Genomic DNA, 11,984 nt, shown 5'->3' on the forward strand with positions numbered 1-11,984 from the left:
CGAAGGAGTCATGATGCAACAAGCGGGCGTGCCGAATTTCTTTGTCAGCCGTTACACCGGCCTGCCGCGTGGGCGCGATTACGAGAGATGGCGCGAGGAATTGTGCCGGTGCAATTTCCGGGTCGACATCCAGCCGGGCGCCGGCGACAGCATCGACTGCAAAATGCAAGGCAGCTTGCTGGGTGGCATCATGATGGCTGTCGCCAGCGGATCATCGGCTGAAATCTCGCGCACGCACGAAACCCTGAAGGACGGTTACGACGGCCTGTCCCTCGTCATCGCCACGTCCGGCCGCATACTTCTGCGGCACGAGGAACAGTCGATGGAGCTGTCGGAATCGCAAATGGCTCTCGGGGACATGAGCGTGCTCTGCGGTACGCGCATGAGCAACGATTGCGAGGCCAAGGCCATACGTATCCCGCGATCCCTGCTCCTGACGATCTGCCCCAGGGCCGAGGACCGGCTGTGGCTGGTTCTTGGCAGTCAAGCTCCCATCAGAGATGCGATCGCACGCTACCACGCACTTGCTGCCAATATCGGCCCGCATACGGACGTGGTCGGCCAGCACCTGATGGCACAACACATGGTCGATCTCGTCGGGCTGCTGCTGGGGACGGATGCCGACCGCACTGAACTCGCGAACAACAGAGGGCACTCTGCGGCACGGCTCGACCTGATGCGCGCCGACGTCATGGCCAATCTGGGCCGAGGCGATCTGACGATCTATTCGGTCGCCCGGAATGCCGGCCTCAGCCCGCGCAACGCCCAACGCATTTTCGAACAGACCGGAACCACGTTCACCGAATTCCTGCTTGAACAGCGCCTGCTGCTGGTGCGCAAGCTGCTGCTCGATCCGCTCAACCGATGGCGCAAGGTCAGCGACCTCGCTCATTCGGCGGGATTCCCCGATGTGTCCTATTTCAACCGCGTGTTTCGACGGCGCTTCGGCATAACACCGTCCGACATGCGCGGGGCTTGAGATGCCGCCGCAGCCAAAATGCTCGACTGCGACAACTGCTCCAACCGGAGCCGACCGTCTGCACTGCAGACTGAATCTGTCTACGTGGCTTCGCCACGATTGGACTCCAGCGTCAATCGTTTAGATTACAACGATAACCGCCGGTCCCGGCCTTTCGCTTGCGCAGTCTCCGAATATGGTGGGTTGTCGCAAACGAAGGAGTCATGATGCAACAAGCGGGCGCGCCGAATTTCTTCGTCAACCGTTACTCGGGTCCGCCGCGAGGGCGGGACTACGAGAGATGGCGCGAGGAATTGTACCGGTGCACGCTCCGGGTCGACGTCCAGCCCGGCGCCGGCGACAGCATCGACTGCAAATTGCAGGTCAGCCTGCTGGGTGGCATCCTGTTAGGTGCCTCCAACGGAACGTCGGCTCAATTCTCGCGCACCCCCGACACACTGAAGGATGGCTACGACGGCATGTGCCTTGTCATCGCCACGTCCGGCCGCGTGCTCATATCGCACGAGGAACATTCGATCGAACTGTCGGAATCGCAAATGTGTCTCGGGGACATGAGCGTGCTCTGCGGCACGCGCATGAGCAGCGACAGCGAGGTCAAGACCATCCGCATCCCGCGATCCCTGCTCCTGACGATCTGCCCCAGGGCGGAGGACCGGCTGGCGCTGGCTCTCGGCGATCAAGCGCCCATGCGAGAAGCGATCACACGCTATCACGCACTTGCCGCCAGCCTTGGCCCGCACACGGACGCGGTCGGCCAGCACCTGATGGCGCAGCACATGGTCGATCTCATCGGACTGCTGCTGGGGACCGATGCCGACCGCAACGAGCTCGCGAACTTGAGGGGGTATTCCGCCGCACGGGTCGACCTGATGCGCGCCGACATCATCGCCAATCTGAGCCGAGGCGATCTGACGATCTATTCGGTCGCCCGGAATGCCGGCCTCAGCCCGCGCAACGCCCAACGGATGTTCGAACGGACGGGAACCACGTTCACCGAATTCCTGCTTGAACAGCGCCTGCTGCTGGTGCGCGGGCAGTTGCTCGATCCCCTCAACCGATGGCGCAAGGTCAGCGACCTCGCCCATTCGGCCGGATTCCCCGACGTGTCCTATTTCAACCGCATGTTTCGACGGCGCTTCGGCGTGACACCGTCCGACATGCGCGGCGCTTGAGATGCCGCCGTTGGGGTCCGGTCGGAAGATTGGATGTCCTGGATCAGTGACTCCGCAACAACGGGTTCGCAGCACCGGTATCGGACACCATCCTGAAATCCGGAAAGCGGGTCAGGAGTGCCTCTTTCAAAAAGCGGAAATGCTTGATGTTCTGCGACAACCGCTCCAACCGGAGCCTGCCGTTTGCGATTTCCGTGTCGAGCAGATCTTGGTGATAGGTGTCGAGCGAATCGCGGCTCAGGTACTCGTCGAAATCGTTGCCACTCGTCACCGCGGCGCGCGCCAGGACATCGTCAATTCGCGAATTGACCCCCGACCGTTCGGCTTCTGCTATAACGAGCGCGTCGTCGATCGAGCGGACGATCGAGGCCACGCACAGAAACTCCGTCTCGACGTCGCACACCATCAACCGCACCACCTGCTTGAAGCGAATCCCGTCCAACCTTCTGACGAGGCGCATGAGAACGTCCCGTATGTTAACAATCATTGCGTCACACCGTTGCCGTGGTCCAGTTAAGCAGCATCGCGATACGATATCGGCCAGGCGATCCGCCGGGGCTCAATCGTTCCGAAGCTGACAATTCCTACCGGGCTGAGGCCTTCATTGTCTTGGAATTGAACGGCAAACGTTCAGCCGGCCACGTCAGGCAATCACGTTGGTAAATGGACGATGCCGATGACATCAAGATTCATCAGGCTATAGCGTCACCGATCCACCGGCACGCCCGGCCCGAGATGATACCGACTTGAAAAGAACACCAGCGGCGTGGTGTCGCTGTAATCGCAGCTCGAGACTTCGGCGATGATCAGGGTGTGGTCGCTGACGTCGACGTGGCGTGTGACCTCGCAGGCGAAATAGGCCATGCAGCCCTGAAGGCGCGGCAGGCCGTCGACGATGTCGTAATCCGGCACGGCGCCGGCGTTCGGCTGGCTCGCGAAATGCCGCGACAGGTCCCGGCCATGCTCGGGGAGGACGTTGACGCAGTAGCGTCCGGTCGCCGTGATCGCGCGGTGCATCCGGCCGGGCATGACCGAGACCAGCACGGTCGGCGGCGACAGGCTGACGGTGACGAAGCTGTTCGCGGTCATGCCGCAGACGCGGCCGTGCTCGTCCAATGCGGTCAGCACCGCGACGCCGGTCGCAAAGCGCGACGCGGCTTCGCGGAATGATGCGGGATTGACGCGCGGCATCTCACTCCTCGCCCGCATCGATCCTCACGCAATCGCCCTGACCGGCTCTGATGGTGCCGACATGCGTTCGATCCAGGACTGGATGCGCTGCGGCGTGGCGATGCGATCCCACTGCCGGTCCGGATAGTTGAAGTTCTCTGTGAACTCGTTGGCCAGCGCGGGATTCTGGCTCATCGCGCCGATCAGCATGCCCAGCGCTTCCGTGGGCGGCTGGAGCATCACGTTGGTCCAGCGCGAGGCCGCCAGCACGCGATCCTGCCGCTTCAAATCGATCTTCTCGCAGAGGCGCGCGTCGAGTGCGGCGGCGTTGACGATCTCCTCGCCGAGCACGAACGCCGCATAGGAGGCGACATTGGCGCCCTGCCCCATCATGGGATCGACGATCGCATGAACGTCGCCGAGCGCGATCGCGCATTTGCCGTCGTCGAACTCGACCACGGTGTTGCGCACCGTCGGGACCACGCCGCCTTGCAGCAGGTCCTGCGGCTGCGCGAGATCGAAGCGCGCGGCGTCGATGCGATCGTAGGTGGTCGGGTGATGCTTCTCCAGCTTGCCCAGGAGCACCTTCAGGAAGTGCTTCGGGTTGTCGTCGTAGCTGAGCGTTGCCAGCTCCTCCATGTCGCCGCCCGGCACGTTCTCCATCAGCAGCGCGTTGGCGATGCCGCCGAAGGTGATGGTCGGAATCACGATCATCTCACCATGTCCTGGTGACACCGAGAGCGTGACGTTCATGGGATCGGGCTGCCGCACACCGGTGTAGAGCCCGACGCACAGCCGGCGTTGCGGCTGCGAATAGGGCGTGTGCTCCGGCCGGTAGCTGAAGAGCTGGCCCAGCGGCCCCTTGCCGGTCGAGACGACCAGCAGATCGAAGCGCGCAACCAGCGGACGGATGTCGCGCTCCTCGATGCGGCGGTATTCGATCCTGCCGCCGCGCTTCATGAAGTCCTGCATCAGCTCGGGGAGATATAGCCGGTAGTCGACGGCGCGGCTCGGCTTCGAGAAATCACCGCGAAAGCTCAGCGGCTGCGGAAAATTGAAGACATGATCGTGGTAGTAATAATGGTCCTTCGGATCGGTCCAGTGATTGACGCCGAGATAGTCCTCGCGCGCGATCGTCACGTGGTGGTGCGCGACGGTGTTGAGCAGCCGGATGTTGCGATAATCCTCCGGCGGCCGGTCGGTGATCACAGTGGCGTCCACGCCATGCTTCTGCAGATAAAGCGCGAGATGCAGGCCGGCGATTCCGGCGCCGACAATTCCGATGTTGCGTGCCATGTCGTCCCCTCCCCTGTTTCCTTGCCCTGTGATTGCTTGTTTTGAGGGAGCCTAGCGGCCCGCCGTCTTGCTCACCACGGAATAAATTGGATATAATTTATTCCAGATTGGAATGAATTATGGACCGGATCGATTGCCTGCGCGCGTTCGTGCGCACCCTCGAGGGCGGCAGCTTCTCGGCGGCGGCCAAGGAGCTCGGCATCGGCCAGCCCGCGATCAGCAAGCGCATCGCGATGCTGGAGGGCGAGTTCGGCACGCAGCTGTTTTCGCGCACGACGCGCACGCTGAAGCCGACGGCGGAGGCGCACCGGATCTACGATCTCGCGCGGCAGATCCTCGACAGCTTCGACATGGCACGGTCGAGTGTCGAACAGGCGGCGCCCCGCCCGACCGGCACGCTCCGGATCGGCCTGCCATCGTCGTTCGGACGGCGCTACATGATGCCTGTGATCGCCGAATATGTGCGGAATTATCCGGAAGTTCGGGTCGACATTCGCTTCAGCGAGCGGTTCGTCAACCTGGTGGAAGAAGGCATCGAGCTTGCCTTGAGGATTGGAAACCTGGAGGCGAGCACGCTCGTCGCCCGCCGGCTCGGCACCGTGCAGCGCTACCTGGTCGCGACGCCGACCTATCTGCACGGCCGCCCGCTGCCGCGGACGCCGGACGATCTCGGCTCGCATCAGTGCATCGTCTATTCGCGGATGTCGCCGGCGCAGCAATGGGCCTTCGAATCCGAACACGGCCGTCACGTCGCATCGATCAACGGGCCCATTCACGTCGACGATGCCGATGCGATGCAGGAGGCGACGATGCATCATCTCGGCATCGCCATCCTGCCCGAGTGGAATGCAGCGGAGGGTCTTCGCAGCGGCGAGCTCGAGCATGTGCTGCCGGACTACAGCATCGCCGCGCTGCCTCTGCATGCGGTCTATCCGGAGACGCAGTGGATGTCGCTCCGCGCGCGAAGTTTTCTGGATCTCCTGGTCGAACGCGCCGAGCATTTCGTGCCAGCCCCGTCGCATACCGGCACCGCCGGCGCAGACGGTTGACGCCGCCCCTGCCCGCCCAACGTCATGCCAGCTAACAAGGGCAGCCTTTGACCCAAAGCGGCGCGTCAAGAAGTCTGGACACGGCTCATTTCATAGTTCGCCAGCTATAGCACTCCGATGCGGCTGATGTTTTCGCACGTGCGGGAGCATCACCGACGTTAACCCTGTCGGCAAATGATTCGTCGCAAGTCGGCAGCCGTCGACAAGTTGCCTCATTGGCGCGGAGAATTTTCAGCGGCACGAATCTGGGTCAGAGGCGCATTATGCTGAGAATGGCGTTGTTGGGCCTCCTCATCCTGTTGAGTGTAGGAATGCTGTCGGCAATGGAGCTGAGCGCGCCACCGCGTCGCGCGGCCGCGATCGTGCAGCCGCTTGCCGAGCAAGACGCCGGCACTTCTACTTCACACGACGCCCTGGCGAAGGCTGACCGCCTTGACGTTGCCGCCGTGAGCAGCGCGATGCCGACACAGACTGCTTCGGTGAAAGACCGCGTTGCTCCGCCAGAAGACGCCCATATCGGCTCGTCCGAGCCGGAGCCGATCGTCCGTCATCGGCATAATCCGAAAAAGATCGCGACCGCTGAACGTCCCAAGCCGAAGGCACCCGTTGTCAAGCGAACTGCCAACTTCCAGCGCTCAAAGGCCGCAAGCAATGCGGAGCCCTGTCGGCTCAAGGCGTTTGGTGGCTTGCGCAAGGCATTGAATTTGACCGGTTGCGACATCTGAGGACGCTTCTCGGCGTGGCCGATTGAAGTTGAGCGATCTGAGTTCGTGGCCCGCTGTCGGGCAGCAGTCCAAACCGCACCTAATCTGCTTTCCCCCAAAAAGAGGGCTTACGGGTGCACACCCTGTATCGCCATCTTTCCTCCGATCGACGTCTCGCAAACTCTTCCGATCATCCATATGTTGCCCCCATGAAAAAGATCGGATTTCTGTCCTTCGGACACTGGACGCCCTCGCCGCAGTCGCAGACCCGCTCGGCGGCGGACACGCTGCTGCAATCGATCGAGCTTGCGGTTGCGGCAGAAGAGCTCGGCGCGGACGGCGCCTATTTCCGCGTGCATCACTTCGCGCGCCAGTTGGCCTCGCCCTTTCCCCTGCTTGCCGCCGTCGGCGCCAGGACCAGCACGATCGAGATCGGCACCGCCGTGATCGACATGCGCTACGAGAACCCGCTCTACATGGTGGAGGACGCGGGCAGCGCCGACCTGATCGCCGGCGGACGGCTCCAGCTTGGCATCAGCCGCGGCTCGCCGGAGCAGGTGATCGACGGCTGGCGCTATTTCGGCTATCGGCCGGCCGACGGCCAGAGCGACGCCGACATGGGCCGCCGCCACGCGGAGGTCTTTCTCGACCTCCTGCGCGGCGAAGGCTTTGCGGAGCCCAATCCGCAGCCGATGTTTCCGAACCCGCCGGGGCTGCTGCGCCTCGAGCCGCATGCGCAGGGCCTGCGCGAGCGGATCTGGTGGGGCGCCGGGTCGAACGCCACGGCGGTTTGGGCGGCGAAGCTCGGCATGAACCTGCAGAGCTCGACGCTGAAGAACGACGAGACCGGCGAAGCTTTTCACGTGCAGCAAGCCGCCCAGATCCGTAGCTTTCGCGCCGCATGGAAAGAAGCCGGCCACACCCGCGAGCCGCGCGTGTCCGTCAGCCGCAGCATCTTCGCGCTGATGAACGATCGCGACCGCGCCTATTTCGGCGGCGAGCGTGGAGGCGAAGACCAGATCGGCTTCATCGACCCGCAGACGCGGGCGATCTTCGGCCGCTCCTATGCCGCCGAGCCTGATGTGCTGATCGAGCAGCTGCGGCAGGACGAGGCGATTGCGGAGGCCGATACGCTGCTGCTGACCATTCCGAACCAGCTGGGCGTCGCCTACTGCGCGCATGCGATCGAGGCGATCCTGACGCACGTCGCGCCGGCGCTGGGGTGGCGGTGAGACAGTCCACCGGCTCGCTGCGCAAGTCAGGCCGGCTGTTGCTGGCCCCTCATTTTGTCGAGCCAGGCCACCAAACGTGGGTGCCGCGCATATCGGCCTTCCAGGCTTGCCAGTTCCTGCTGAAAGACGGGCAACGACAGCAGCCTTTCGATATCGGGCTCCCTGATCTTCCAGATCGCCGACGGAAAGAAGCCATGCACTTTGAGCTCATAGAGCTCGAAGATCGAGTGGATGATCTCATGCACGGCCCGTCGCTCTTCCGCTGTGATCTCAATGTCGCCGGCAGCCCCGCGCTCGAGGAATACCGTGACTGGAAGGCGGCGTCGCAGGTCGGAGACCCGGTCGGAATACCGAAGGAAGATGTCCGCGCCCAGACGCCGATTGTTGGTGTGTAGCGCCGTGTAGATCGCAACACTGCCGACGATGACCGTCCCGAGCGTCATGAATCTGAGAATATGGTCGAGCACGCGTCCGTCTCCTTGCGCGGGGCATCGGAGCTGAAAATGTAGACCACACCGCGGGCTGATAAAATGGGGCGGCCGAGGCCTGCGGTGACCGCCCATTCTATGAGAGCCAATGAGATCACATGACAGTCCCGTTCGAGCGACCGGTTGATTTGTCATGCGCGCGCGCCGCCACGCCGGCGGCTAGCGCGGAGGCGAAGATCAGATCGGCTTCATTGACTCGCAGACGCGGCGATCTTCGGCCGCTCCGATGCGGCGGAGCCGGATGTGCTGATCGAGCAGCTGCGGCAGGATCAGGCGATCGCGGAGGCTGACACGTTGCTGCTAACCATTCCCAACCAGCTCGGCGTGGACTACTGCGCGCATGCGATTGAGGCGATCCTGACACACGTTGCGCCTGCGCTCGGCTGGCGCTGAGAGATCTGGCGAAAGCCGTGCATCACATGTCGGCCAATTCGCCACCGTGGATCTGTTGACCCGATGCGTCAAAGGCGTGTCGGCCCATCATTGATGGGCAACCGCCACCCAGGCGTTGGAACTTCGTCGCATCGCCCGCAGACCGGCGAACGGACGCCATGACACGCGACCTGCCAGCTGCTCCGCCGTCTTCTCGCCCCCATTGTCATTCAGGGAGCTAGGCGGGGCGGCGCTATGGCGGGCATAGTTCCCAAAGGTTCCGTGTGATCGTCCGACATCTTCTACAACGCGACTCTCATCATTCCCTTTCGCGCCGCGCGCTCCTGCGCGGGCTTGTCTCGGCAGGCAGTATTCTCGCGCTGGGCGGATGCGCAGGCTTGGGCGCGACCGGCGCGCGCTACGACGCGTCGTCCCTTTCCGCTGATCCCACGCTGCTCGTCGCCACCACACGAAAGCCCGTGAAGGGCGGCCGCACGAAACCCTGGTTCGGGCCGGAGCGCGCGACCGCAATGACGGTCGCGCGGGCAAGGCTGGTGGCGCCGGACGAGAGCCGACTTTCCCTCGCCTCGGTCGGACTGGGCGATTGGCGCCTTGATCAGGTCGAACCGGTGCAAGCCGAAATTGGCGATCTCCTTGCACAGGGCGGCGCGGGAGGAGACGTGCTGATCTATGTGCACGGCTTCAAGCAGACATTCGAGACGGCCGCGCTCGACGCCGCCCATCTCTCCGATGGGATCAAGTTCCGCGGCCGGACCATGGTGTTCTCCTGGCCCTCCAAGGCAGGATTGTTCGACTATGCCTATGACCGGGACAGTGCGATGTGGTCCCGCGACGATTTCGAACGCGTGCTCTCGTCCCTCGTGTCGACGTCAGGCGGCGGCCGCGTGCACATCGTTGCGCACAGCATGGGGACCATGCTGACGCTCGAGAGCCTGCGTCAGCTCTATGCGCGATACGGCGACACTGTCACGAGCAGGATCGGGACGGTCGTGTTTGCCGCACCCGACATCGACATGGACGTGTTCACGTCGGCGGTCCACCGCATCGGCCCGCTTGCCGGTAAGATCACCGTGATCGCCGCGACGAACGATCGCGCGCTGGCTCTGTCGGGACAAATCGCGGGTGGAATGACCAGGGTCGGCGCCGCCGAGAAGGCTGTCATCCAGCGGCTCGGCGTGCGCGTGGTCGATGCTTCCCAGGAAGGCTGGAGCATCATCAATCACGATCTGTTTCTATCGAGCGCGGAAGTGCAGCGGGAGATCCGCCGTTCGATCGACAGTACGGCCACGTAAGAGCGTGCACTTGCGGCGCATTAGAGGCCGCCTGCGCCGCCTTCTTCGCCGGCTTCATGTCGCGGCCGTGCTGTCGCTGATGATCGGCCGGCGGCCGGTGCAGCCCGTGCTCGCCGCGGCGTGAGCGTGAATTGCCCGGGGGATGCGCAAGTCTTCAGGCGACGGCCGCAACCTTCGGAAAGAGGCGGCTGAGCGCATCCGTGTCAACGCCACCCGCGCCTCGCCACCAGATGACCGGGTAGGACCAGTCGTTGGTGTGATCGGCATCGGCCGCAGCGCTCAGCTGATGTTCAGAAGGATCCGCCCCGACTCGCCGCTGCGCATCAAATCCAGCGCGTCGTTGATGTCATCGAGCGCGAACTCGTGGGTCACGATCCCGCGGTAGCTCACCTTGCCGGCATCGCTCAGACGAACCAGACGTGGAATATCGCGCGCGGGCTGGCATTGCCCGCCTTCCGAGCCCTTCAGCACCTTCTCGAAGTGCAGCGGCAGCGTATAGATTTCGGCCTTCTCGCGGGGAACACCGACGAGGATGCAGCGGCCCTTCTTCGCCGTGATCTCGTAGGCGAGCTCGATCAAGTTCTTGACGCCGGTGGTCTCGACGACCTTGTCGGGTCCGTCGGCCCCCGTGATGGACCGAACCTCGGCGGCCACATCCTTCACCGCCTCGGAGTTGATGGCGTGGGTGGCGCCGAACTGCCGGGCCATCTCGAGCTTGTTGTCGAGGCGGTCGATCGCGATGACCGGCCAGGCGCCGACCATCGCGGCAAATTGCACGATGTTCAACCCGACGCCGCCGACGCCGAACACGACGACGGCTTCGCCGATGGCGATTTGCGCGTCGTTGTTGACGACGCCGAGCGCGGTCGTCACCGCGCAGCCAAGCAGCGGCGCGCTGCTGCGATCGATCGAGGGGGGAACGGGCGTGACGCGATTTTCCGACACCACGGCATATTCGTTGAAGGTGGTGACCCAGCCCGCGTTGAGACGCTTGCCGCGCCAGGAATAGACCGGCGTGTTGGACTGGATGCCCTTACCCGGCCGCCAATGCATGACGACGGTGTCGCCCTGCTTGCAGGAGACGACGCCGGGCCCGGTTTCGACGATGGTTGCCAGCGCTTCGTGCCCCAGAAGGTGCGGCAGGAATTTGTCGACGCCCTTGACGGCGTCGATCTCGTTGATCTGTGCGCCGCAGATGCTCGACGTATGCACGTGCGCAAGCACCTGGCCGTGCTCGAGCGTATCAGGCAGGGTGAACTCGTCGACGATCAGCGGCTTGCCCGATTCGACCAGAATCGCCGCCTTGGCAGTCTTGATATCCATGAGCCGCGCCCGGTCACTCGAAATAAATGAATTCGTAATCGCCGGTGTAGCCGAGCTTTCCGTAGAGCCAGATCCATTCGGAGGTGTGCAGGATGGACTCCGCCGTCAGCGCCCAGCATTCGAGATTGTGCAGCTCGGCAACGGTCCGGTAGCCCTCGACCATGACGTATTTGTTCTTCCCGACCCGCTCGATCTCCTTGAGCGCCGCATCGAGCTCGTAGAGCCTGAGATTGTGCAGGGTGCCGAGCGAGATGACGAGGTCGAAACTGTCGTCGCCATAGGGATAGACGTCCTGGGCGCGATAATTGAACAAATACGGCCTCACCTGCTCGTGCGAATTCGCAAGACCGTGTCTGGAGATATCGAAGCCGACCACCTTCAAACCCGGAAGGATCTTTTGCATCTCGTACAACAGGAAGCCCTTGCCGCAGCCGACGTCGAGCACGCTGGAGCCATCCTTCAGGCCATAGGTCTCGATCAGCGCCTTGGCGACCGGCGCCCAGCGCCCTTCGATGAAGCGGTAGCCGCCATAGCCGAAACGACGATCACCATCCCAGTAATCGGCCTCGTATTCCCGCGCCTTCAGCGAGCAGCCGATCTTGTCGTCGTTCATGCGACCCATGTAGTCGCGCTTGGTCGCGGTATGCAGTGGCGTCACAATATTCAGTAGTCGTCCCATTGAGCCCTCGGATTCCAACACGCGCTGATTCTCTTGACCGGCCTGGGGAGCCCAGCGTCGTGACCTGCGACTCGACCTAGCATTTGTGCTGAAGATCGTCATTGTTTCAGATCAATGATCGCGCAGCGACGCCGCCGACAACGTGCCGACGCGCACGACCGACGTCGGCCGGTCAGGGATCGAAGGATTCCTTCATCGATGGGACGA

Annotated in this window: 12 protein-coding genes and 1 pseudogene; 7 read left to right on the top strand and 6 right to left on the bottom strand. The window is 63.2% G+C overall.

All coding sequences use genetic code 11. The features are described 5' to 3' along the window. The first annotated feature begins 10 nt into the window (after window positions 1-10). Both A3M7_RS0108055 and A3M7_RS0108060 read left to right on the top strand, forming a co-directional pair. Entirely contained in the window at window positions 11-979 is a 969-nt protein-coding gene (locus A3M7_RS0108055) for an AraC family transcriptional regulator (protein WP_245284211.1), read from the top strand. Window positions 980-1,182: 203 nt separating this feature from the next. After that, a complete protein-coding gene (locus A3M7_RS0108060; RefSeq protein ID WP_245284212.1) occupies window positions 1,183-2,151 on the top strand; it encodes an AraC family transcriptional regulator in 969 nt (322 codons plus the stop codon). Window positions 2,152-2,194: 43 nt separating this feature from the next. Here A3M7_RS0108060 and A3M7_RS43790 read toward each other — a convergent pair whose 3' ends face one another. From A3M7_RS43790 to styA, 3 genes are all read right to left on the bottom strand, one after another. Further along, window positions 2,195-2,611, bottom strand: coding sequence for a hypothetical protein (locus A3M7_RS43790; RefSeq protein ID WP_156936831.1), 417 nt, complete (start codon window positions 2,609-2,611; stop codon window positions 2,195-2,197). Window positions 2,612-2,856: 245 nt separating this feature from the next. Further along, complete coding sequence (styB, locus tag A3M7_RS0108070) at window positions 2,857-3,342, bottom strand: styrene monooxygenase NADH-dependent flavin reductase subunit StyB (protein ID WP_027543478.1); 486 nt, start codon at window positions 3,340-3,342, stop codon at window positions 2,857-2,859. Window positions 3,343-3,366: 24 nt separating this feature from the next. Next, window positions 3,367-4,617: a styrene monooxygenase subunit StyA gene (styA, locus tag A3M7_RS0108075; protein ID WP_027543479.1), complete on the bottom strand. Its 1,251-nt coding sequence runs from the start codon at window positions 4,615-4,617 to the stop codon at window positions 3,367-3,369. A 119-nt stretch (window positions 4,618-4,736) separates the two neighbouring features. On the opposite strand from styA, the gene A3M7_RS0108080 reads away from it, so the two are divergent. The 3 genes from A3M7_RS0108080 to A3M7_RS0108090 all read left to right on the top strand — a co-directional run bounded on the left by A3M7_RS0108080 (window position 4,737) and on the right by A3M7_RS0108090 (window position 7,602). After that, window positions 4,737-5,666, top strand: a complete 930-nt coding sequence (locus tag A3M7_RS0108080; protein WP_027543480.1) for a LysR family transcriptional regulator — start codon at window positions 4,737-4,739, stop codon at window positions 5,664-5,666. A 311-nt stretch (window positions 5,667-5,977) separates the two neighbouring features. Further along, entirely contained in the window at window positions 5,978-6,391 is a 414-nt protein-coding gene (locus A3M7_RS0108085) for a hypothetical protein (RefSeq protein WP_245284213.1), read from the top strand. Between the two features lie 188 nt (window positions 6,392-6,579). Further along, a complete protein-coding gene (locus A3M7_RS0108090; protein ID WP_027543482.1) occupies window positions 6,580-7,602 on the top strand; it encodes an LLM class flavin-dependent oxidoreductase in 1,023 nt (340 codons plus the stop codon). Between the two features lie 26 nt (window positions 7,603-7,628). On the opposite strand, the gene A3M7_RS0108095 is transcribed toward A3M7_RS0108090, so the two are convergent. Beyond that, window positions 7,629-8,069, bottom strand: a complete 441-nt coding sequence (locus A3M7_RS0108095; protein ID WP_156936832.1) for a hypothetical protein — start codon at window positions 8,067-8,069, stop codon at window positions 7,629-7,631. Window positions 8,070-8,259: 190 nt separating this feature from the next. Here A3M7_RS0108095 and A3M7_RS46255 point away from each other — a divergent pair. Next, a pseudogene (locus A3M7_RS46255) lies at window positions 8,260-8,483 on the top strand (LLM class flavin-dependent oxidoreductase); the annotation flags it as partial. Window positions 8,484-8,746: 263 nt separating this feature from the next. After that, on the top strand, window positions 8,747-9,775 hold the full coding sequence (locus A3M7_RS0108105; RefSeq protein WP_027543484.1) for an alpha/beta hydrolase: 1,029 nt from the start codon (window positions 8,747-8,749) through the stop codon (window positions 9,773-9,775). A gap of 279 nt (window positions 9,776-10,054) precedes the next feature. Here the strand turns inward: A3M7_RS0108105 and A3M7_RS0108115 are convergent, their stop codons facing one another. Both A3M7_RS0108115 and A3M7_RS0108120 read right to left on the bottom strand, forming a co-directional pair. After that, window positions 10,055-11,098 carry a zinc-binding dehydrogenase gene (locus A3M7_RS0108115; protein ID WP_027543485.1) on the bottom strand — a complete coding sequence of 348 codons (1,044 nt, stop codon included), beginning with the start codon at window positions 11,096-11,098 and terminating at the stop codon, window positions 10,055-10,057. A gap of 13 nt (window positions 11,099-11,111) precedes the next feature. Further along, window positions 11,112-11,798 carry a class I SAM-dependent methyltransferase gene (locus tag A3M7_RS0108120; protein ID WP_084301830.1) on the bottom strand — a complete coding sequence of 229 codons (687 nt, stop codon included), beginning with the start codon at window positions 11,796-11,798 and terminating at the stop codon, window positions 11,112-11,114. Window positions 11,799-11,984 lie beyond the last annotated feature (186 nt).

This window comes from Bradyrhizobium sp. WSM2254 (assembly GCF_000472645.1).
GTDB lineage: Bacteria > Pseudomonadota > Alphaproteobacteria > Rhizobiales > Xanthobacteraceae > Bradyrhizobium > Bradyrhizobium niftali.